This window comes from Streptomyces sp. NPDC007088 (genome assembly GCF_042869355.1).
In the GTDB taxonomy this organism is placed as follows: Bacteria; Actinomycetota; Actinomycetes; order Streptomycetales; family Streptomycetaceae; genus Streptomyces.
This window is the reverse complement of the sequence record NZ_JBIAFO010000015.1, coordinates 85,924-106,639: the sequence shown is the minus strand read 5'-3', so window position 1 is coordinate 106,639 and position 20,716 is coordinate 85,924. Positions and strand designations below refer to the sequence as shown.

17 protein-coding genes and 1 pseudogene are annotated in these 20,716 nt (G+C 74.8%); 11 read left to right on the top strand and 7 right to left on the bottom strand.

The annotated features are described in order from the left end of the window. The first annotated feature begins 38 nt into the window (after window positions 1–38). Entirely contained in the window at window positions 39–1,757 is a 1,719-nt protein-coding gene (locus ACFYMP_RS23080; RefSeq protein ID WP_388860769.1) for an ABC transporter family substrate-binding protein, read from the top strand. A gap of 105 nt (window positions 1,758–1,862) precedes the next feature. Here the strand turns inward: ACFYMP_RS23080 and ACFYMP_RS23075 are convergent, their stop codons facing one another. The 4 genes from ACFYMP_RS23075 to ACFYMP_RS23060 form a co-directional block, all read right to left on the bottom strand. Next, a complete protein-coding gene (locus tag ACFYMP_RS23075) occupies window positions 1,863–2,846 on the bottom strand; it encodes an ABC transporter ATP-binding protein (protein WP_388860766.1) in 984 nt (327 codons plus the stop codon). Continuing rightward, a complete protein-coding gene (locus tag ACFYMP_RS23070; protein ID WP_388860763.1) occupies window positions 2,843–4,012 on the bottom strand; it encodes a FecCD family ABC transporter permease in 1,170 nt (389 codons plus the stop codon). The genes ACFYMP_RS23075 and ACFYMP_RS23070 overlap by 4 nt, the downstream gene beginning before the upstream one ends. Then, window positions 4,009–5,046, bottom strand: a complete 1,038-nt coding sequence (locus ACFYMP_RS23065; RefSeq protein WP_388860760.1) for a FecCD family ABC transporter permease — start codon at window positions 5,044–5,046, stop codon at window positions 4,009–4,011. The genes ACFYMP_RS23070 and ACFYMP_RS23065 overlap by 4 nt, the downstream gene beginning before the upstream one ends. A gap of 87 nt (window positions 5,047–5,133) precedes the next feature. Next, window positions 5,134–6,198 carry an iron-siderophore ABC transporter substrate-binding protein gene (locus ACFYMP_RS23060; RefSeq protein ID WP_388860758.1) on the bottom strand — a complete coding sequence of 355 codons (1,065 nt, stop codon included), beginning with the start codon at window positions 6,196–6,198 and terminating at the stop codon, window positions 5,134–5,136. A gap of 342 nt (window positions 6,199–6,540) precedes the next feature. Here ACFYMP_RS23060 and ACFYMP_RS23055 point away from each other — a divergent pair, with 342 nt between their 5' ends. The 8 genes and pseudogenes from ACFYMP_RS23055 to ACFYMP_RS23020 all read left to right on the top strand — a co-directional run bounded on the left by ACFYMP_RS23055 (window position 6,541) and on the right by ACFYMP_RS23020 (window position 15,846). After that, complete coding sequence (locus tag ACFYMP_RS23055; protein ID WP_388860755.1) at window positions 6,541–7,119, top strand: hypothetical protein; 579 nt, start codon at window positions 6,541–6,543, stop codon at window positions 7,117–7,119. Between the two features lie 64 nt (window positions 7,120–7,183). After that, window positions 7,184–8,167 carry a DUF2797 domain-containing protein gene (locus tag ACFYMP_RS23050; protein WP_388860752.1) on the top strand — a complete coding sequence of 328 codons (984 nt, stop codon included), beginning with the start codon at window positions 7,184–7,186 and terminating at the stop codon, window positions 8,165–8,167. A 77-nt stretch (window positions 8,168–8,244) separates the two neighbouring features. Then, entirely contained in the window at window positions 8,245–9,204 is a 960-nt protein-coding gene (locus ACFYMP_RS23045; protein WP_388860749.1) for an amidohydrolase family protein, read from the top strand. 89 nt (window positions 9,205–9,293) lie between these two features. Next, window positions 9,294–9,530, top strand: a pseudogene (locus ACFYMP_RS23040) (VOC family protein); the annotation flags it as partial. 209 nt (window positions 9,531–9,739) lie between these two features. Continuing rightward, window positions 9,740–10,513 (top strand): response regulator transcription factor, encoded by a 774-nt coding sequence (locus ACFYMP_RS23035; protein WP_388860747.1) that lies wholly within the window; start codon window positions 9,740–9,742, stop codon window positions 10,511–10,513. Window positions 10,514–10,545: 32 nt separating this feature from the next. Next, window positions 10,546–12,111: a sensor histidine kinase gene (locus tag ACFYMP_RS23030; protein ID WP_388860939.1), complete on the top strand. Its 1,566-nt coding sequence runs from the start codon at window positions 10,546–10,548 to the stop codon at window positions 12,109–12,111. Between the two features lie 148 nt (window positions 12,112–12,259). Next, window positions 12,260–13,663 (top strand): glycosyltransferase, encoded by a 1,404-nt coding sequence (locus ACFYMP_RS23025; RefSeq protein WP_388860744.1) that lies wholly within the window; start codon window positions 12,260–12,262, stop codon window positions 13,661–13,663. Continuing rightward, a complete protein-coding gene (locus ACFYMP_RS23020; RefSeq protein ID WP_388860741.1) occupies window positions 13,660–15,846 on the top strand; it encodes an ArnT family glycosyltransferase in 2,187 nt (728 codons plus the stop codon). The genes ACFYMP_RS23025 and ACFYMP_RS23020 overlap by 4 nt, the downstream gene beginning before the upstream one ends. Before the next feature lie 83 nt (window positions 15,847–15,929). Here ACFYMP_RS23020 and ACFYMP_RS23015 read toward each other — a convergent pair whose 3' ends face one another. Continuing rightward, window positions 15,930–17,012, bottom strand: a complete 1,083-nt coding sequence (locus ACFYMP_RS23015; RefSeq protein WP_388860739.1) for a S66 peptidase family protein — start codon at window positions 17,010–17,012, stop codon at window positions 15,930–15,932. Between the two features lie 196 nt (window positions 17,013–17,208). Here ACFYMP_RS23015 and ACFYMP_RS23010 point away from each other — a divergent pair, with 196 nt between their 5' ends. Then, on the top strand, window positions 17,209–18,294 hold the full coding sequence (locus ACFYMP_RS23010) for a TetR/AcrR family transcriptional regulator (RefSeq protein WP_388860736.1): 1,086 nt from the start codon (window positions 17,209–17,211) through the stop codon (window positions 18,292–18,294). Between the two features lie 147 nt (window positions 18,295–18,441). Here ACFYMP_RS23010 and ACFYMP_RS23005 read toward each other — a convergent pair whose 3' ends face one another. Next, window positions 18,442–18,915, bottom strand: coding sequence for a PPOX class F420-dependent oxidoreductase (locus tag ACFYMP_RS23005; protein ID WP_388860733.1), 474 nt, complete (start codon window positions 18,913–18,915; stop codon window positions 18,442–18,444). 33 nt (window positions 18,916–18,948) lie between these two features. Beyond that, entirely contained in the window at window positions 18,949–19,473 is a 525-nt protein-coding gene (locus ACFYMP_RS23000; protein WP_388860730.1) for a tetratricopeptide repeat protein, read from the bottom strand. Window positions 19,474–19,607: 134 nt separating this feature from the next. Here ACFYMP_RS23000 and ACFYMP_RS22995 point away from each other — a divergent pair, with 134 nt between their 5' ends. Beyond that, the gene (locus ACFYMP_RS22995) at window positions 19,608–20,600 is read left to right on the top strand and encodes a DUF5937 family protein (protein ID WP_388860728.1); all 993 of its coding nucleotides are present in this window, start codon (window positions 19,608–19,610) and stop codon (window positions 20,598–20,600) included. The last annotated feature ends 116 nt before the right edge of the window (window positions 20,601–20,716 follow it).

Here is a 20,716-nt window from a genome sequence, read left to right as displayed (position 1 = left end):
GGCGTGCCCCTCGCCCCGTCCTGTGGAGGACTGTCACCATGACCGGAACGCGCGTAGCGCGCAGCGCCCTCACCGCCCGCCGTACCGCCGTCACGGCCGCCGCCCTGTGCTCCGCCCTGGTCCTGGCCGGGTGCGGCGGCCCGGACGACGGTGACGCGAAGGCGCCCAGGAAGGCGGCCCCGTTGCCGGCCGGGGCGCAGGAGGTGAACCCGCGCCCGGTCGCGGAGCTGCGGCAGGGCGGCACCGTCAAGTTCGGTATCCAGACCTGGATTCACCAGTACAACGCGTATCAGGTGGACGGGACGAACGGGGACGCCATGGCGATCCTCGAACAGGTCGAACCACTCCTGATGCCGCGTGACGCGAAGGGCGTGCCGCACCCGGACCCCCACTACCTGCTGTCGGCGAAGATCACCTCGACCGGCCCGCAGGTCGTCACCTACAAGCTCAACCCGAAGGCCAGGTGGTCGGACGGGAAGCGGCTGAGCTGGCGGGACTTCGCGGCGCTCACCAAGGCGCTCGACGGGAGCGACGACCGCTACCTCGTGGCGGACAGCAGCGGCTACGACCAGATCGCCAAGGTCGAGCGCGGCGCGGACGACCAGGAGGCGCGGGTCACCTTCAAGGCCGCGTACGCCGACTGGCCCCGGCTGTTCCGCACGCTGCTGCCCGCCTCCCAGATCGACACCCCCGAGAAGTTCAACAAGGGCTGGATCGAGCGGATACCGGTCACCTCGGCGGCCTGGAAGGTCGGGAACATCGACAAGACCGCGCAGACGGTCACCACGGTCCCCGACCCGGAGTGGTGGGGCGACAAGCCCCGGCTGTCCCGGATCACGTGGCGCGCGCTCCAGACCAGCGCGCTGACCGAGGCGTACCTCAACAAGGAGATCGACGACGCGCCCGCCATCCTCCCCGAGGACTACAAGCGGCTCGCCAAGGCGCCCGGTACGGACATCCGCGACGGGGCCCGCTGGGACGAGGTGCACATCACGCTCGGCGGACGCGGTCCGCTCAAGGACCTCAAGGTCCGCCAGGCGGTGGATCTCGGCATCGACCGCAAGGGCATCATCACCGCCTTCGCCAAGGACCTGGAAGCCCCGGTGAAGCCGCTCGACAACCACTTCTTCATGCCCAACCAGGCGGGGTACCGCTCCAACTCGGGGAAGTGGGGGAAGTTCGACCCCCAGGGCGCCGCGAAGCTGCTCGACGAGGCGGGGTGGAAGGACAACGGTCCGGACAGCCCGCGCACCAAGGGCGGCAAGAAGCTCCAGCTCACCTACGTACTGAGCGCGGGCAGCAGCTCCTCGTCCCTGGACCAGGCGCAGATCGTGCAGCAGCAGCTCGGGCAGATCGGCTTCAAGGTCTCGCTCCAGAAGGTGCCCGACGCCGACTACTTCGAGAAGTACGTCGACCGGGGCAACTTCGATCTGGTCAGCTTCCGCAACGTCGACCAGATCTTCCCCTCGCAGCTGTTCTCGACCTTCCAGCGGCCCCGGGGCAAGCAGTCCTATCTCAACTTCGGTGGCATCGGGACGGCCGGGATCGACGAGCTGATGACCAGGGCCGGGCACGCGACCGATCCCGCCGAGGCCCGCTCGCTCTACAACCAGGCGGACGCCAGGATCTGGGCCCAGGGCCACTCGATCGAGCTGTACCAGCGCCCGCAGATCAGGGCGGTGCGCGCCAAGCTCGCCAACTACGGCGCGAGCGGGCTCGGGGACATCGACTACGTCAAGATCGGCTGGGAGAAGTGAGGCCGGCGGGGGAGGGGCGCGACTGAGGGGGCGGTGGGCGGAGCACCGGGCGGGCCGGGGGCGCGGTACCGGGCGGGCCGGCCCGCGCTCCCCGGCCCGCGCTCCTCAGCCCGCGTTCCTCGTCCCCGCCCCGGCCCCGGACCCCGCCCCGGTCTCCACCGCGTCCGTGCCATCGGTGCCGGCCCTCCTGTCCGTTACGGCCGCCCCGGCCGCCCTCCCCGCCCCGGCCCGCGCGTGCGGTACGACCATCGGGGTGCCGGTTTGCGGGTCGGGGACGATGTCGCAGGGCAGGCCGAAGACCTCCTCGACCAGATTCGGGGTGAGGATCGCGGCCGGGGGGCCCTCGGCGACGACGCGGCCCGCGTTCATCACGACGAGGTGCGAGGCGAAGCGGGCCGCCTGGTTCAGGTCGTGCAGGACCATCACCACGGTCTTGCCCTCGCGGTGCAACTCGCCGCAGAACTCCAGGAGTTCGTACTGGTGGCCGATGTCGAGGAAGGTCGTCGGCTCGTCGAGCAGGAGCAGGTCGGTCTGCTGGGCGAGGACGGTGGCGATCCAGGCGCGCTGGCGCTGCCCGCCGGAGAGTTCACCGATCTGCGCCTCGGCCAGTCCGGTCAGCCCGGTCCGCTCCAGGGCCGAGGCGATCACCGTGTCGTCCTCGGGCGACCACTGCCGTAGCAGCGAGTGGTGCGGGTAGCGGCCCCGGCGGACGAGCCCGCGCACGCTGATGCCCTCCGGCGCGACCGGGTTCTGGGGCAGCAGCGCGACCTCCCGGGCCGACTCCTTGCCCCGGTAGCCGTGCAGGTCCCGGCCGTGCAGCAGCACCTGCCCCCGCTCCGGCCTGAGGACCCGGCCGAGCGCCTTGACCAGGGTCGACTTCCCGCAGCCGTTGGGGCCGATGACCGCCGTCAGCTCGCCGTGCGGCAGGTCCAGGCTCACCCCGCGTACGACCGGCTCCCTGCCGCCGTAGCCGAGGACGACGTCCCGTACGCACAGCCCCCGCTCGGGCACGGCCCCGGCCGCCGGGGAGCCGGCCGCCCCCGTCCCGGTGTCCGCGTTCCGGCGCCGGCCACGCTTCTCGGTGCTCACAGGCTTCCCTTTCTCCATTCGCGGACCAGCAGCCAGCCGAGGTAGAGCCCGCCGACGGCCAGGGTGTAGACGCCGACCGGCAGCGCCACCGGCAACGGCAACTGCTGGGCCGCGAGGTCGGCCACGACCAGCAGCAGCGAGCCGACGAGCGCCGACAGGACGAGCCGGGGGCCGGTGCCCCGGGTGAGACGGCGGGCGATCTGCGGGGCGGTGAGCGAGATGAACGCGACCGGGCCGGCCACGCTCACCGCGACGGCCGACAGCACGATCGACAGCAGCACCGCCCACACCCGGGTGGTACGCGGCCGGGCGCCGACCCCGGCCGCGAACTCGTCTCCCGTCTCGGCCATCGTCAGCCGGGGCGCGAGCAGCAGCAGCGCCGGGGAGAGTACGGCGAGCGCGATCCAGATCGTCGCCGCGTCGCTCCACGAGCGGGCCGCGACCGAGCCGTTGACGTACGCGGCGAGGGAACTCGCCTTGTCGCGCTCGACCGCGTACACGACGTACTGAGTGAAGGCGGTCGCCATCGCGTTGACGCCGATACCGGCCACGATCAGCCGCCCGGGGTGGCGGAAACCGCTGCCCGTCGACACGTACACGAGCACCATCGACAGCACCGCGCCCGCGAGCGCCCCGGCCGCGACCGGCACCGCGCCGCCCGGCACGAGCAGCGCCACGGCCGCCGCGCCCGCCCCCGCGCCCGCCGCGAGCCCGATCACGTCGGGGCTGCCGAGCGGGTTGCGGGTCACCGTCTGGAACAGGGCCCCGGACAGGCCGAGCGCCGCCCCGGTACCGGCCGCCACCGTCAGGCGCGGCCCCCGCATGCGTTCCAGGACGAACCGCTCCTTGACGCCCGTCCCGTGCAGGATCGCGCCCGGCAGATCGGGTACGGCGATACCGAGCCGGCCCATCGAGAGCGTCGCCGCGGCGGCGGCCACCAGGAGCAGCAGCACGACCAGGCCCGCGAGGACGGCCGGCGGGTGCACCGGCAGCGCCACCGTCCGCCCGATCCGCAGATAACGCGTGTCGCCACGCGCGCGGCCGGGGGCCCCGGGGCGCGTGGGGTCCTCACCGCGCCGGGGGCCCGAGCCGTCGCCCGGCCGGGTACGCGGGCCCGGCGTACGAGTCGCCTCGCTCCCCCGCGCTCGGTCCGTCGTGCGGCTCATGACGTCCCCCTCATCCTGCGTACGGCGAGCAGCAGCGCGGGCGCCCCGAGGAACGCGGTGACCACGCCGACCATCAGCTCCTGGGGGCTCATCACGACCCGGCCCACGACGTCGGCGAGCAGCAGCAGCGCCGGGCCGACGAGCGCGGAGAAGACGATCTGGGAGCGGAAGTCGACCCCCACCGCGGCCCGTACGACGTGCGGGACGGCCAGCCCCACGAAGGCGATCGGGCCGACCGCGGCCGTGGCCGCCGTCGACAGCAGGATCGCCGCGATCATCCCGCCCGAGCGGATCACCGCCGGGTTGGCGCCCAGCGAGCGGGCCGCCTCGTCGCCGAGCGCCATCGTGTTCAGCCCGGGGGCGAGCAGCAGCGCGAGCAGCAGCCCGGCCGCGGCGAAGGGCCACACCGACTGGAAGACGTTCCAGTCCCTGCCGCCGAGCGCGCCCACGACCCAGTAGCGGTAGCTGTCGAACACGGCCGGTTTGCTGAGCGACACGGCCTGGACGTAGGCGGTCAGGACGGCGGAGACGACGGCGCCCGCGAGGACGAGCCGTACGAGGCCCGAGCCGCCGCCCGCCGAACCGATCACCTGCACGAGCAGGCCCGCGAGCAGCGCGCCGGGCAGCGCCCACCACACCGTCGCGGACTGTCCCGAGACGCCGAGGAACGCGGTCGCCGTGACGATCGTCGCGGAGGCGCCGGAGGTGATGCCGAGCAGACCCGGGTCGGCGAGCGGGTTGCGGGTGATGCCCTGCATCAGCGTGCCCGCGACCGCGAGGCTCAGCCCCGCGAGCAGACCGAGCGCGGTGCGCGGGTAGCGGCTCTCGACGACCGTCGTGGTGTACGCGTCGGCGTGGCCGCGCAGCACGTCCCACACCGCGCCCGGCGAGGTCGGGTGGCTGCCGAACACGACGCTCGCCAGGAGCGCGGCGGCCAGCAGGAGGACCGCGCCGAGCAGCGCGAGCAGGGACCGGGCGGGCCCGGACCCGCGCGTGCGGGTCCGGGCCCCGGGGCCGACGGTGGTGGTCGTCATCGATCAACTGTCCCGTGAACGAGCTTCGGTGGCACGGCCGGGGTCACCCCTCGGGGGGTGGCGGGCCCGGCCGCTGTGCCCTTCCGGCTACTTGTCGAGCTTGGCGACGGCCTGGTCGATGAGCGCCGGGTACTTGTCGGCGACCCACGGCACGGTCAGCGGGTTGATGATCGAGGAGGCGGTCACGAAGGGGTTGTCGTCACTCGCGACGACGGCGCCCTTGTTCACCGCCGGGATCGCCTTGTAGAGCTTCTGGCCCTCGATCTCCTTGCGGTTCTTGGCGTCCGTGTAGAACGTGAAGACCAGATCGGAGTTCTTGAGCTTCTGCGCGTTCTCCAGGCCGATGAGCGCCGAGTCGGTGCCCTTGGTCTCCTTGAAGGTGTTGACCACGGGGTCGACCTTCAGGCCCATCAAGGAGACCATCTTGACGCGCTGCTCCTCGGGCTTGAAGACGCCGAGGGTGCCGGGGCCGCTGTTGTAGATGTACGAGAACGTCAGCTTCTTGTACTCGGGGTGCTCGTCGGCGACCGCCTTGAGCTCGTCCTCGATGGTCCCGATGAGCGTCTTCGCCTTCTGCGGCTCGCCGAGCGCCTTGGTGATGATCCTGATCTGCTGGTCCCAGTCCGTGGACCACGCGAGATCCGGGTACGCGACGGTGGGCGCGATGTCCTTCAGGATGTCGTACTGCTTCTGCGTGATGCCGGACCAGGGCGCGAGGATGACGTCGGGCTCCAGCTCGACGATCGCGTCGAAGTCGATGTCCTCGCCGCCGGTGAACTGCTTCGGCAGCTTCTCGCCCTTCTTCTCCAGCGCCTCGTGAATCCACGGCAGGTAACCGGACTTGTCGCTGCCCCACGGGTAGCTCTCCATGCCGACCGGGGTGGTGCCGAGCGCGATGGCGGTCTCGGCGGAGCCCTGGCCGAGCGTCACGACCCGCTTCGGCTTCTCCTTGATGGTCGCCTTGCCGAGCGCGCTGTCGATCGTCACGGGGAAGGCGCCGCCGGAAGCGGACGGCTTGTCCTTCGCCTTCGCGGAACCGCCGGAACCGGAGTCCTCGTCGGAACCACAGCCGGTGAGCACCAGAGCGGCGGCCACACCCGCCGCGGATATCGTGAGCGACGTACGGCGCGCCTTGGCGGGACGGAACGGCATGACGGTACCCCAGGGTTCGGTCGGCTCCGGCCGGCAACGACGGTACCCGCAGGGCTCGTCAGCTCGGTCTGGACGAGCTGGGCCCAGCGGAACCCGCGAGCCGCACAAGCCGGTCTACGGTGTTAGTTAGGTAAACCTAAGCTTATGACTCCCCTTTTTTCAACGTGACCCGGGTGGGCGCCTCCCCGGGCCGCGTCGGGGCCCCGTGCACCCCGCCCCGCGAACGCGTGTCACGACCTCGCCCCGGGCCATGCGTGCTCCCCGGCGGCGAACTCCTCCAGGGGCGGCCCGGAAGGCGCCAACCACTGTGTGCCGCCACCCACTTGGGAGGAGGATCAGGGCATGGTGACGAGCAGAGGGGCCGGGGGCCCGCTCCGGGGACTGGTGTGGGTGGTGCTCGCGGTGCTCGCGGTGCTCGCGGTGCTCGCGGTGGGATGCGGGGCGGAGCGGGCGGAGCCGGGGCGGGGGGCGGTGGCGAGGGCGAGTGGGGCATCCCCGGACTCTCCCTGCCCTGGGGAGAGCGCCACGCCCACCCCGTCGGCGTCCGGCGGTAAGCCCGCTCCGGGCGGGGCGCCCGGCGACCACTACGCGGAGAACCACGGCTTCATGGTGCCCTTCCCGCTGCGCGGCCGGCAGCGGTGCGCGGGGATCGCGGCGGTCGGCAAGGTGGAGAGGGCGCTCGCGCCCCTGCGTTACCGTTCGGACTTCGATCCGGCCGACGCACGGGCGACGCTCCTCCGGCTCGGCTACGAGGACGGGGACGTGTCGGCGTACCAGAACGGGGCGACCGGTGTCGGGTTCCTCATCGACACCTACCCCGTGTGCGTGAAGGGCACGATGAACCTCGACTCCGTCGAGGCGGAGGCCTTCGGGGGCTATCCCGATCACTCGGGGTGCGACCGGCCCTCCGGAGGGCACTGAGGCCCTGTACGCCGGCCCCCGGCCCAGGCGCGCCCTTGTCGGTCCCGCTCGTTACCGTCGGCTCATGAGCGCTGCGTGGTCGTGTGCCGGGGTCGGGTGGCGGGAGGGGCTGCCCGTGCTGCGGTGGGTGCGGTCGGGGGACGGGACCGGGGCGGGGCCCGCCCGGGTCGGGGAGCGGGAGAGTGTGCTGCGGGCCGGGGAGGTGGTCGGGTTCCGGGTGCTCGGGGAGCGGCGCTGTCTCGGGGTGTGGCGGGCCGGCCGCCGCCACGCGTGCCCCACGGCGGAGGTGATCCCCGGCGGCGGGACCCGCGCGCAGTGCGAGACCTGCGCGCGCCTGGACCGGGCCCGGTCGGTGGCCGCCGACACCTACGCCGACGATCCCCGGCCCTACCGGGTGTATCTCGCGTGGTTCGGTGACGGCCTGCTCAAGGTCGGGATCACGGGTGTGGCGCGGGGCGCGGCCCGGCTGCTCGAACAGGGCGCCGTCGCGTTCAGCTGGCTGGGGTCCGGGCCGCTCATGGCCGCGCGCCGCGCCGAGGAGGCCGTCCGGTCCGGGCTCGGCGTGCCGGACCGCGTCCCGTACGAGCGCAAGCGGACCGCCCGGCTGCGGACCGGCGCCGACGCCGGGGAGCGGGCCCGGGAGGTCGGGCGCGCGCACGCGCGGGCCCTCGCGCTGCCCGGCTGGCCCGAGACGCTGGAGCGGTCGCCGTGCCGGGTGGTGGACCACGCGGAGGTCTTCGGCCTGCCGCTCCCGGCCCCGGGGCCGCGCGGGGCCGGGGTCCTGGCCGGGCTCGCGGAGGGGGTGGCCGTGTCCGGGGAACTGCTCGGGGCCGCCGGGCCCGACCTTCATCTCCGGCTCGCGGCCGGCGCCGTGCGGCCGTCCTCCGAGGGACGTGCCGCGCCCTCGCCGCTGTTCGTCGACACGCGCGTGCTGGCCGGGTGGCCCCTCGTCCCCGCCGGGGTGGGGGAGGGCACCACGCCCGGCGCCGTACGGCCGTTGCGGGGCGCGGACGCGGGGGAGGGGGACGTGCAGGCCGGGTTGTTCTGAGCGGGGGCGCGGGCCTCGGGGGAGCCGTTGGCGCACGGTATTGATCATCGGGGCGTGCGCGGAGCACAGTGGTCCGCATGGCTGCTGACACCGAGGGGACGACGAGCGGGGCGGGCGGGGCGGAGACGGTGTCCGGGGCGAGCGAGGAGAGCCGGGCCGTGCGGGCGTTCACCCGGCGGATCGGGGCCGACGCGCTCGTCGACGTGCACACCCACTTCATGCCGGACCGGGTGCTGCGCAAGGTGTGGGCCTACTTCGACGCGGCGGGCCCGCTCGTCGGCCGGGAGTGGCCGATCACGTACCGCTTCGCCGAGGAGCAGCGCCTCGCCGTGCTCCGGGGGTTCGGGGTGCGGGCGTTCACCTCGATGCTGTACCCGCACAAACCGGGGATGGCGCGCTGGCTCAACGGCTGGTCGGCGGAGTTCGCGCGCCGCACGCCCGGCTGTCTGCACACCGCGACGCTGTTCCCCGAGCCCGGCGTCGGGACGTACGTGCGGGAGGCCGTCGAGGACGGGGCCCGGGTGTTCAAGGCCCATGTGCAGGTCGGCGCCTACGATCCGGCGGACCCGCTGCTCGACCCGGTGTGGGGGCTGCTCGCGGAGGCCGGGGTGCCGGTGGTGACGCACTGCGGTTCCGGCCCGGTCCCGGGGAAGTTCACCGGGCCGGGCCCGGTCGGCCGCGTGCTCGCGCGCCACCCCCGGCTGCGGCTGGTCGTCGCGCACCTGGGCATGCCGGAGTACGCGGAGTTCCTCGGCCTCGCGGACAGGTACCCGCAGGTGCGCCTCGACACGACCATGGCGTTCACGGACTTCGTGGAGGCCGACGCGCCCTTCCCGAGGGCCGAGCTGCCCCGGCTCACCGCCCTCGGGGACCGCGTCCTGCTCGGCACCGACTTCCCCAACACCCCGTATCCGTACGTCCACCAGCTCGAAGCGCTCGAACGACTCGGGCTGGGCGAGGACTGGCTGCGGGCGGTGTGCCACGACAACGGGGCCGCGCTGTTCGGGCTCGGCGGCGGGGGGCTCGCGCGCGGATGACGACCGGCGTGGATGAGGGCCGGCGCGGACGAAGTGCCGCGCGGGTGAGGCGCGGTGTGGGCGAAGTGCGGCGCGGACGCGCACGGCGCCGGCAGGATGACGGCATGGTCTTCGCGACCTTCGCGACCGGGACCGCGTACTTCGGGTCCCGTGCCCGGCAGACGATGCTCAACTTCCGGGTCCGCGACCTGGACGCGATGCTCGCCCGGCTGCGCGCGGCGGGCGCGGAGGTGTCCGGGGAGACCCAGGACCTGGAGGGCGTCGGCCGGTTCGGCTGGGTCACCGGTCCCGAGGGCAACCGGGTCGAGCTGTGGCAGACCGGCTGACGGGTCGACGGGTCGCTCACCGCGGCGGTGACCGGAGCCCGTCCCGGCTGTCGCGGCCCCGCAGGCGCCGTCCCCGCCGTCCGGGCCCCGCCGCCGTCCGCCGGGCCCCGCCGGGACGCCTCCTTTTTTTGCCGTACCCGGAACCGTTTCTCAGGGAAATCACAGACTTCCGCAAGGGCTCTTTCAGAGCGGCCGCACAGGCTGGACGCATGATGACGATCCCGCCCCAGGGGCATTCCGATCCGTCGAGGCCCGACGCGCGAGCCGTCCGGGTGCTCGTCGTCGACGACGAGACGTCCATCACCGAGCTGCTGTCGATGGCGCTGCGCTACGAGGGCTGGGAGATCCGCAGCGCCGCCGACGGGGCGAGCGCCGTACGGGTGGCGCGCGAGTTCCGGCCGGACGCCGTCGTCCTGGACATGATGCTGCCCGACATGGACGGGCTGTCGGTCCTCCAGCGGATGCGGCGCGAGCGGCCCGAGACGCCCGTGCTGTTCCTCACCGCCAAGGACGCCGTCGAGGACCGGATCGCCGGGCTCACGGCGGGCGGTGACGACTACGTGACGAAGCCGTTCAGCCTGGAGGAGGTCGTGGCGCGGCTGCGCGGGCTGATCCGGCGTTCCGGGGCGGCCGGAGCGGCGCGCAAGACGGGTTCCACGCTCGTCGTCGGCGACCTCGTACTCGACGAGGACAGCCACGACGTGTCGCGCGCGGGGCGCGACATCCACCTGACCGCCACCGAGTTCGAGCTGCTGCGGTACCTCATGCGCAACCCGCGCCGCGTGCTCAGCAAGGCGCAGATCCTCGACCGCGTGTGGAGCTACGACTTCGGCGGCCAGGCCAACGTGGTCGAGCTGTACATCTCGTACCTGCGGCGCAAGATCGACCGGGGGTACGCCCCGATGATCCACACGCGGCGCGGGGCCGGTTACCTGATCAAGCCCGCCGAGGTGCCTGTGGGGTCGTCGGCCGCGGCGCCGTGAGCGGGGCCGCCGTCCGCGTCCCGCGCCGGCGCCTGAGCCCGTCCTTCGCGTACCGCCCGTTCGGCGCGCGAGGGCGGCGCGGACCGCTGACGCTGCGCTCCCGCCTCGTGCTCTCCGCGGTGGCGCTCATCGCCGTCGTGTGCGCGGTGATCGGCACCGTCACGACGCTCGCGCTCCGCTCCCATCTGTACGCGCAGGTCGACGGGCGCCTCGGCGGCGTCGCCCAGCGCGCCGCCGACGGGCCGCCCGGCGGGCACCCGGCCGGACGGGGGCAGGACCCGCTGCTGTTCGTGACGACGGGGCCGCAGGACCTCGGCACGCTCGGGGCCGTCGTGGACGGGACGGGGAAGGTGGAACGGGCCGTCCTGAGCGAGGAGTCCGGTAAGGACGGCGGCGGCCGTTCCACGCGGGCCCGGGTCCTGGACGCGGGCGCCCGCGACGCGCTGGCCGCCGTGGCCCGTGACGGCTCGGCGCACAGCGTGGACCTGCCGGGGCTCGGCGGATACCGCGTGCGGTACGCCGAGGGGCCGGGCGGGGACTTCCTCGTGGGGACGCCGACCGCCGACGCCGACGCGACCGTGCGCACCCTCGTCGTGGTCGAGGTGTGCGTGACCGCCGCCGGTCTGCTCGCCGCCTCGATCGCCGGGGCCGCGCTGGTGACCGTCGCGCTGCGGCCCCTGCGCCGGGTCGCCGCGACCGCGACCCGCGTGTCCGAACTGCCCCTGCACCAGGGCGAGGTGGCGCTCGCCGAACGCGTCCCCGGGGCACAGGCCGACGCGCGCACCGAGGTCGGCCTGGTCGGCGCCGCGCTGAACCGGATGCTCGACCACGTGCACGGGGCGCTCGCCGCGCGCCAGGAGAGCGAGACGCGGGTACGGCGGTTCGTCGCCGACGCGAGCCACGAACTGCGCACCCCGCTCGCCTCGATCCTCGGGTACGCCGAACTCACCCGCAGGAGCGGCGAGGAGGCCGGGCCCGACACCCGGCACGCCCTGCGCCGGATCGAGTCGCAGGCCCGGCGGATGACCGGGCTGGTCGAGGATCTGCTGCTGCTCGCCCGGCTCGACGCGGGACGCCCGCTCGCGCGCGAGAGCACTGATCTCGTACCGCTCGTCGTGGACGCCGTGAGCGACGCGCGGGCCGCCGGGCCCGGCCACGTGTGGCGGCTCGCGCTGCCCGGGGAGCCGGTCCTCGTGGCGGGGGACCCGGCGCGGCTCCAGCAGGTCCTGGTCAACCTCCTCGCCAACGCGCGTACGCACACGCCGCCGGGCACCCGGGTGACGGCCCGCGTCCGCGCCGTGGGGGGCGAGGGCGCGGGAGCCGCCGGTACGGCCGTACTGGAGGTGGAGGACGAGGGGCCCGGAGTCCCCGCCGGTCTGCTGCCCTCCGTGTTCGAGCGGTTCGCGCGCGGCGACGCCTCACGGGCCCGCACGCCGGCGCCCGGGACCGGGAGCCCGGCGGCCCCCGGGAGCGGGTCCACCGGGCTCGGACTGGCCATCGTGCGCGCCGTCGTCACGGCCCACGGCGGGCGGGTGGACGTGCGCAGCGTGCCGGGCCGGACCGTGTTCACGGTGCGGTTGCCGCTCGGCGGACGGTGACACGGCTGGCCGGCGGACGGTGACACGGCCGGCCGGCGGGCGGCGCGGGCGTCCCCGGGAACGCGAAGCACAGGGAGCGGTCTGATCCACAGCCCGCCGACAGGCTCGGCACACGCTCCCAACAGGGCCTCGCGGCAGGGTCGTTGTCATGACAACACTCCCCACGCCAGGTCCGGTTCCGGGGGCCGTGCCGCCCGGACCGCCCGCCTCGGTGCTGCCGGCCCGGCGGGCGCTCACGCCGGTGGCGGACGGGACACCCGTCCTGGACGTCGTCGTGCCCGTCTTCAACGAACAGCGTGATCTGGAGCCCTCCGTACGGCGGCTGCACGCCTACCTCGGCGGGGCCTTCCCGTACGGCTTCCGGATCACCGTCGCCGACAACGCGAGCACCGACGCGACCCCGCGGGTCGCGCGGCGGCTGGCCGAGGCGCTGCCCGAGGTGCGCTGCGTACGGCTGGAGCGGAAGGGGCGCGGCCGCGCGCTGCGCCAGGTGTGGGCGGCCTCCGAGGCGCCCGTGCTCGCCTACATGGACGTCGATCTGTCCACCGACCTGAACGCCCTGCTGCCGCTCGTCGCGCCGCTGCTGTCGGGCCACTCCGACCTCGCGATCGGCTCGCGGCTGGCGGGCGGGGCGCGGGTGGTGCGCGGGCCCCGCCGGGAGTTCGTCTCGCGCGCCTACAACCTGATCCTGCGCGGTTCGCTCGCGGCGCGGTTCAGCGACGCGCAGTGCGGGTTCAAGGCGATCCGCGCGGACGTCGCGGCGGTGCTGCTGCCGCTCGTGGAGGACACCGGGTGGTTCTTCGACACCGAGCTGCTCGTCCTGGCCGAGCGCGCCGGGCTGCGCATCCACGAGGTCCCGGTGGACTGGGTGGACGATCCGCGCTCCTCCGTGCGCGTCGTGCGTACCGCCGTGGACGATCTGAAGGGCGTGTGGCGGGTGGGCAGGGCGCTGGCGAGCGGCAGGCTGCCGCTGGACCGGCTCGCCCGGCCCTTCGGCGACGATCCGCGCGACCGGGCGCTGAGCGGGGTCCCGCACGGGCTCGCGCGCCAGCTCGCCGGGTTCTGCGCGGTGGGCGTCGCCTCCACCCTGCTCTACCTCGCGCTCTACTCGCTGTGCCGTGGCTTCTCGGGGCCCCAAGTGGCCAACGCCCTGGCCCTGTTGCTCTCGGCTCTCGCCAACACGGCGGCGAACCGCCGGCTGACCTTCCGGGTGCGGGGACGCGAGCGCGCCGTACGCCAACAGGCGCAGGGACTCGTCGTGTTCGCGGTCGGGCTGGTCCTGACCAGCGGTTCGCTCGCCGCGCTGGACGCGGCGGCCGGTGAGCCCTCGCACGGCACCGAACTCGCGGTGCTCGTCGCGGCCAACCTCGCGGCGACCGTCGTGCGCTTCCTCCTGCTGCGCGCCTGGGTGTTCGCGGACGCCGCCACGGCCGGCCCGCGCACCCGGGAGGCCCGGGGGGACCGCTGTGAAGCCCCGCGAGACCGCGGTGAAGCCCAGGACGGCGTGGACGTGCTCCCCGCCGAGCCGCCCCTCCGTAAGGAAGCCTCATGACCGACGCCTTCGCCGGACCCGTTGCGGCCCAGGGGCCCCCGGACGCCGCCCCGACCGCCCCCTTCGGCGCGCTGCCGTCGAGTGACCCGCTGGAGCGGGTCGCGGACCGGCCGCGCTGGGAGCGGCCCGCCTTCTGGGCGCTGCTCGTGCTGACCGGCGCGCTGTACGCGGTGAACCTCAGCGCGTCCGGATACGCCAACTCCTTCTACTCGGCGGCCGTCCAGGCCGGGAGCGAGAGCTGGAAGGCGTTCTTCTTCGGTTCGCTCGACGCGGGCAACGCCATCACCGTCGACAAGCCGCCGGCCGCGCTGTGGCCGATGGCGCTGTCGGTACGGGTGTTCGGCCTCGGTTCGTGGGCGATCCTGCTGCCCGAGGTGCTCATGGGCGTCGCGACGGTCGCGGTGCTCCACGGTTCGGTACGCCGCCGCTCCGGCCCCGTCGCGGGGCTGATCGCGGGCGGGGTGCTCGCGCTGACCCCGGTCGCCGCGCTCATGTTCCGCTTCAACAACCCGGACGCGCTGCTGGCGCTGCTCATGACGGTGACGGTCGCGTGCGTGCTGCGGGCCCTCGAAGCGGGTGAGGCGGAAGCGGGCCCGTCCGGCGGGGCGCGCGGCAGTACGCGTTGGCTGCTCGCGGCGGGGGCGGCGGTCGGCCTCGGCTTCCTGACCAAGACGCTCCAGGCCTTCCTGGTGCTGCCGCCCCTCGCGGTCCTGTACGCGGTGTGCGCACCGGTGCGGCCGCGCCGCCGCTTCGGCCAACTCGCCCTGGCCGGCGCGGCGACGGTCGTGGTCGGTGGCTGGTGGGTCGCGCTCGTCGAACTGTGGCCGGCCGGTTCGCGGCCGTACGTCGGCGGCTCGCGGCACAACTCCTTCCTGGAGCTGACCTTCGGCTACAACGGGCTCGGCCGGATCAGCGGCGACGAGACCGGCAGCGTCGGCGGCGGCGCGGGAGGGCCCGGCGGCGGGGGCGGTGGCGGCTGGGGCGAGACCGGCCTCGGCCGCATGTTCAACGCCGAGGTGGGCGGCCAGATCGCGTGGCTGCTGCCCGCCGCGCTGCTCCTGCTCCTCGCCGGGCTCGTCGTGACGCGCCGGGCCGCCCGCACCGACGCGACCCGCGCCGCCTTCCTCGCGTGGGGCGGATCGCTGCTGGTCACCGGGCTGGTGTTCAGCTTCATGGCGGGCATCTTCCACCAGTACTACACGGTGGCGCTGGCCCCGTACGTCGCGGCGCTCACCAGCACGGGCGCGGTCCTGCTGTGGCGGAGGCGGCGGGAGGCGGTGGCCTCGGCCGCCCTCGCCCTCGTCGTCGTGGTGACCGCGTGGTGGGCGTACGTCCTGCTCGGCCGCACCGCCGGCTACCTCCCGTGGCTGCGCCCGGCCGTCCTGTCCGCCGGTCTGCTCGCGGCGCTCGGCCTGCTGTGCGCGGGACGGGCGGGACGGTACGTGAGCGGGGGCGCCGCCCTCCTCGCGGTGGCCGCCTGCCTGGCCGCCCCGACGGCGTACACGATCAGCACGGTGTCCGAGGGGCACCAGGGCTCGATCGTCACGGCGGGCCCGGCCGGCGCGAGCCGGGGCGGCGGTCCCGGCGGCGGACGCGGCGGCCCCGGTGGCGGCGGACAGCGGCCCCCGGGAGGTCAGCGGCCGCCGGGCGCGAACCAGGCCCCCGGCGGCCAGGCCCCGAACGGTCAGACCCCGAACGGTCAGACCCCGAACGGTCAGACCCCCGGTGGCCGGGGCCAGGCGCAGAACGGCCGGGCGCCCGGCGACGGGGGCCGTGGACCCGGGGGCGACGGTGGCGGTGGCGGCGGCATGGGCGGACTGCTCAACGGGACCACCGTCGGCGCCGAGGCGCGCAAGCTCGTCGAGAAGGACGCGGGGGACTACACCTGGCCCGCCGTCGCGATCGGCTCGCAGAACGCGGCGAGCTACCAACTGGCCACCGGCGTACCGGTCATGGCGATCGGCGGCTTCAACGGAAGCGACCCGTACCCGACGCTCGCGCAGCTCAAGCAGTACGTGGCCGAGGGCCGCGTGCACTACTTCGTCGCGAGCGGTGAGGGCATGGGCGGCGGGCCCGGCGGCGGGGGCACCTCGTCGGCGCTGACCTCGTGGGTCGAGAAGACCTTCACGAAGGTCACGGCGGGCGAGGCCACCTTCTACGACCTGACCGACCCGAAGGGGTAGAGCGGGTGCGAGCGGGGCGGCGGCGCGGGGCGGGGCCCCGGGCCCCCGCCCCGAGGGGTGCCCCCGGGGCGGGGCCGCCGCGCTCAGTACGTCACCGTGACGCGGCGCTGTACCCCGTCGACCCTGATCTCCCCGCCGTACGGGATGACCTGCTGCGGATCGGTGTGCCCGAGGTCCACGTCGAAGACGATGAGGGTGTCGGGCGCGTACTGCTCGAAGGCCCGCAGGACGGCCGCGCGCTGGGCCGTGCGGTAGGCGGTGCGCGCGGCCGGTTCCTGGCGGCGGTCCAGGGACCAGGCGCGGGCCCGGCCCATCAGGAGCGCGGGGAAGCGGCGCAGGAGGCCGCGTTCGCCCATGTTCCGCAGGATGCGGAACACCGCCTCGGCCGGGGGCAGTTCCTCCGACGTCTCCAGGAAGAGCACCCGGCCCTCGTACTCCTCGGGCGTGCCGATCTCGCGGTCGGCCATCAGCAGCCAGGACAGGATCTCCAGTTCACCGCCCCAGCTCCGCCCGGTCACGACGCGCTCGGGACCGTGCCAGGTCCAGCCCTCGGCGGGGACGCTCTCCGGTTCGGCGTCGAAGGTGCGCGGATCGGCCCAGTCGCCGCCGACCTCACTGAAGGCGGTGGCCGGCGTCAGTTCGAAGGGGCCGGAGGTGAACAGGGCGGCCCGCACGGAGGCCGCGGTGAGCGGGTGAAGGGCCCCCGGCCTGCCCAGCTCGGCCATGACGGTGCCGCCGTGGTAGCCGACGATGCCGCCGGGACCGGTGCGGTCGAGGAAGGCGAGCAGGTTGGTGCAGTCGCTGTACCCGAAGAAGGGCTTCGGGTGCTCGGCCATCAAGTCCCGGTCCAGGTGGGGAAGTACGGTGATCTGGTCGTCGCCCCCGATGCTGCTGATGACGGCTTTGATCTCCGGGTCGGCGAACGCGGCGTGCAGATCGGCGGCGCGTTCGCGCGGCGCGGAGTTCATCCGGCGGGTCGTCGGATACTCGACGGGCACCAGGCCGAAGTCCTCGCGCAGCCTGCGCAGTCCCAGCTCGTGGGGGAGCGGGAGAACCCCGGGCAGCCCGGAGGCCGGGGAGACGACCGCGACGCGGTCCCCGGGGACCGGTTTCGGCGGACGCAGCGGCGTGCCGGTCCGCGCGGCGGGGCTCTGTTCGGGGCGCATGGGCGGATCGTACGGCCGGCGCGTGCCGGGGCACGAGCGGGTTTCCACCCCCGGGAAGCCCGGAATAAGCGCAGGTGATGGGTGCGCGCTGAGCTCAGGTCCGCGCGCGAGGGCGCATCATGATGGGCGTGGGCCGCGCGGAGCGCCGCGTGGCCGCCGGACGGTGCCGGGAAGAGGACAGCGTGGTGAGTGCCAAGTGGTGAGGGCGGCGGACCGTGCGGGGCGGGCGGGCAGGGCGAGCGTGTGGCTGGCGGAGCGCGCGGGCGGCGGCACCGGCCCGGGAGCGTCCCCCGGACCGGCCGCCACGGGCGCCACGTCCGGTTCCGGGACCACCGCGAACCCCGGCCCGGGGCCCGGTACCGGTCCCCGGGCGCGGGCCCGGCGCAGCGACCAGCCCTCCGGCCTCGACCGGGAGCGCATCACGGCGGCGACGGTACGACTCCTCGACGAGGAGGGCCTGTCGAAGTTCTCGATGCGCCGCCTCGCCGCCGAACTCGACGTGACCGCCATGTCCGTCTACTGGTACGTCGACACCAAGGACGACCTGCTCGAACTGGCCCTCGACGCGGTGATGGCCGAACTGCTCACCGGCGGGCCGGAAGCGGAAGCGGAAGCGGAAGCGGAGGCGGAGACGGAGACGACGACCGTGTCCGGCGCTCAGGCCGCGTCCTGCGCTCAGGCCGCGTCCGGCGCGCCCGCCGGGGCGGCCCCTGTCCCCGGGCCCGGCACGCCCGCCGGGGCAATCTCGCCCGCCGGGGCCGACTGGCGGGTGCGGCTGCGCGCACTGGCCTCGGGCTACCGCTCGATGATCGTGCGGCACCCCTGGGTCTCCCCGCTCATGGGCAGTTTCCTCAACATCGGCCCGCACTCGCAGGCGTTCTCCCGCCGGCTGCGGGCCGTCCTGCGTGACACCGGTATGACCCCGGCCGAGCAACTGGGCGCCCTGTCGGCCGTGTTCCGCTTCGTGTACGGGTTCGGCACGATCGAGGGCCACTTCGTGCGCCGGTGCGCCTCGGCCGGCATGTCGCAGGACGAGTACTACCGGGACGCGCTCGGCTCGATGAGCCGGCGCCCCGAGTTCGTGGAGTCCTTCGGCAGCACGGAGGAGATCTTCGGCACGCAGGGCTTCGGCGGCGTCGAGGACCTGCGCGAGAGGGACTTCGCCTTCGCGCTGGACCTGCTGGTGGCCGGCATCGAGGCGCAGGCCGGGAAGGCGGCGCCCGCACGGGAGCCGGTCAGCGGGCGTACGGCCGACGGGGACCCGGCCCCCGCGCGGGGCTGAGGGGGCGGGGGCGGGCCGCCGTGCGCCCGGAGCCCGGCCCCGTGCGAGCCTCGGGCCCCGGCCCCGCGTGTCCCGGCTCCCGCCCCGCGTACGCCTCAGTCCTCTGCCCCCTGTCCTCAGTTGCCCTCCGTCCTCTGCCCTCTGTCCTCAGTCCTCGTCGCGCGTGAGCCGGGCCGGGAAACCGCCGGTCGCGAGCGGGCCCCAGCGGGTCGGGGTGACGCGGATGATCGACTTGCCCTGCTGGACCATCGCCGCCCGGTACTCGTCCCAGTCGGGGTGCTCCCCGGAGATGTTGCGGAAGTACTCCACGAGGGGTTCCACGGAGTCCGGGGCGTCGATGACCTCGGCGGTACCGTCGATCTGGACCCAGGGGCCGTTCCAGTCGTCGCTCAGCACGATGAGGCTGACCCGCGGGTCACGGCGCGCGTTGCGGGTCTTGGCGCGCTCGGGGTACGTCGAGACGACGACGCGCCCCGAGTCGTCCACGCCGCAGGTGAGCGGGGAGCCCTGCGGGGTGCCGTCGGAGCGGGTGGTCAGCAGGATCGCGCGGTGCCGGGGCCGGACGAAGTCCAGCAGTCCGGCCAGGTCCACCTTGGTGTTGGTCGCTGTAGTGGGTGCCATGGGGCGAGCCTACGCCCGGGTGCCGGGCCCGCCTCAGTCCTCCTCGGGGGACACGAGCAGCCGGGCGTAGTTGGCCATCGAGCGCTGGTACCTCGGCAGATGAGGGGCGAGCGCGGCGACCGCGACGGACACCGCCTCGCGTTCCCGTCCCGCGTCGGCGAGGCACAGCGCGAGGGTCGCGGCGAGCGCGTCGCTCAAGTGGTCCTGGCCGCGCTCCCGTTCGGCGGTGAGCAGTTCGACGCCCTCCCGCGCCTTCCCGAGGTTGCGCAGCGAACTCGACAGCTGGATCACCGCGCGCCGCCGGCGTTCGCCCGGCAGGGTGCCGCGCAGCGCCTCCCGGTAGAGGGGGACGGCCAGGTCGGAGTGGCCCAGGGAGTCGCGGGCGGCGGCCCGTTCGAAGAGGGCGACGGGGTGGGCCGGGCCGAGTTCCTCCGTCAGGACGTCCATGCGGGACAGGAACTCCTCCGGCTCCAGCGAGTCGAGCAGGGCCCACAGCGCGGCGTCCCTCTCCTCCCATGCGTCGGCGGCGGGATCTGCGGTGGCGGGTGTCGGCGTCATGGGGACGGGGCCCTTCGGGGAGACGGGGGCGGCGGCGGGCGCCGCGCGGTCCGCTCATGCTCGCGAGGGCGCTAAGGTGGCCGCCACTGTTTCGGCGGCCGCCGAAACACCTGCCCCCGGGGGTGGCCGTGACCGTGACGCTGCGCCTGGGGCCCGCCGACCCGCACCGCGTCCGCTTCGCGCGCTCCCCGCTGTTCGAGACGCTGGCCGCCGTCCGCGTCGCGACGGGCCCGCGGCCCCCCGGAGCGCACGCGCCCTGGCTCAGGGAGGTACGGCCCCGGCTGCGCGCCCTCGACCTGAGACCGCTCACGCTGCTCCAGCCCCGGCGCGGGTACTCGCCCGACTTCCTGTCCCCGCCGCCCGCCGGGCCCCGGGAGACCTTCGCGCAGGGGCTCGCCCGCCTCGCGGCGACCCCCGGCGCCCAGGTGCGGGAGGAGATCACGCGCTCCCTGGCCGAGACGCCGGGGGCCGCGGGGAGCGAGGCGGGCCGCGCGCTGCTCACCCCGCCGCCCGAGGCGGTACGCGCGTTCCTGGCCGCGTCGGTGCGCGCCGCGTGGGACGCGCTGCTGGCCCCGTACTGGGCGCGGGTCGAGGCGCTGCTCGAAGCGGACCTGGCGCTGCGCTCGCGGCGCCTCGCCGAGGGCGGCCTCGAAGCGCTCTTCTCGGACCTGCACCCGATGGTGCGCGGCCGCGGCGACCTCGTCGTACGGGAGAGCGGGTTCGGCGGGGACGAGCACCGGGACCTCGCCGGGGAGGGGCTGCTCCTGGTGCCGAGCGCGTTCAAGACGGACGAGGCGGTCGTCGTCCTCGACGCCCCGTGGCAGCCGACGCTGCTCTACCCGGCGCTCGGCCACGGCACCCTGTGGGAGCGGCGCGCCGGCCCCGCCCCGGACGCGGCGCTCGCCCGGCTGCTCGGCCGCACCCGCGCGCTGCTGCTCACGGCGCTCGGCGAACCGGCCTCGACGAGCCGGCTCTCGGCGGCCCACGGACTGGCCCTGGGCACCGTCTCGGAGCACCTCGGCGTGCTGCGCGCGGCCGGTCTCGTCGTACGGGAGCGCTGGCGGCACGAGGTGCGGTACCGGCGTACGGAGCTGGGCGAGTCGCTCGTACGGGGGGCGGGGCCCTGACCCGTGCGCGGGAACGGGCCGGGGCCCGGGAACGCCGGAGGGCGCGGGCGCCGGAAGCCAGTGGCTCCGGTGCCCGCGCCCTCACGCGGCCCGGTCCGGGCGCGGGCGCCCGGTCC

What these genes read in the sequence shown, in the direction of transcription:
- ACFYMP_RS23080 (WP_388860769.1), top strand. Translation starts at nt 39, where the DNA reads ATGACCGGAACGCGCGTAGCGCGCAGCGCCCTCACCGCCCGCCGTACC.
- ACFYMP_RS23070 (WP_388860763.1), bottom strand. Translation starts at nt 4,012, where the DNA reads ATGAGCCGCACGACGGACCGAGCGCGGGGGAGCGAGGCGACTCGTACG.
- ACFYMP_RS23065 (WP_388860760.1), bottom strand. Translation starts at nt 5,046, where the DNA reads ATGACGACCACCACCGTCGGCCCCGGGGCCCGGACCCGCACGCGCGGG.
- ACFYMP_RS23060 (WP_388860758.1), bottom strand. Translation starts at nt 6,198, where the DNA reads ATGCCGTTCCGTCCCGCCAAGGCGCGCCGTACGTCGCTCACGATATCC.
- ACFYMP_RS23055 (WP_388860755.1), top strand. Translation starts at nt 6,541, where the DNA reads ATGGTGACGAGCAGAGGGGCCGGGGGCCCGCTCCGGGGACTGGTGTGG.
- ACFYMP_RS23050 (WP_388860752.1), top strand. Translation starts at nt 7,184, where the DNA reads ATGAGCGCTGCGTGGTCGTGTGCCGGGGTCGGGTGGCGGGAGGGGCTG.
- ACFYMP_RS23045 (WP_388860749.1), top strand. Translation starts at nt 8,245, where the DNA reads ATGGCTGCTGACACCGAGGGGACGACGAGCGGGGCGGGCGGGGCGGAG.
- ACFYMP_RS23035 (WP_388860747.1), top strand. Translation starts at nt 9,740, where the DNA reads ATGATGACGATCCCGCCCCAGGGGCATTCCGATCCGTCGAGGCCCGAC.
- ACFYMP_RS23025 (WP_388860744.1), top strand. Translation starts at nt 12,260, where the DNA reads ATGACAACACTCCCCACGCCAGGTCCGGTTCCGGGGGCCGTGCCGCCC.
- ACFYMP_RS23020 (WP_388860741.1), top strand. Translation starts at nt 13,660, where the DNA reads ATGACCGACGCCTTCGCCGGACCCGTTGCGGCCCAGGGGCCCCCGGAC.
- ACFYMP_RS23015 (WP_388860739.1), bottom strand. Translation starts at nt 17,012, where the DNA reads ATGCGCCCCGAACAGAGCCCCGCCGCGCGGACCGGCACGCCGCTGCGT.
- ACFYMP_RS23005 (WP_388860733.1), bottom strand. Translation starts at nt 18,915, where the DNA reads ATGGCACCCACTACAGCGACCAACACCAAGGTGGACCTGGCCGGACTG.
- ACFYMP_RS23000 (WP_388860730.1), bottom strand. Translation starts at nt 19,473, where the DNA reads ATGACGCCGACACCCGCCACCGCAGATCCCGCCGCCGACGCATGGGAG.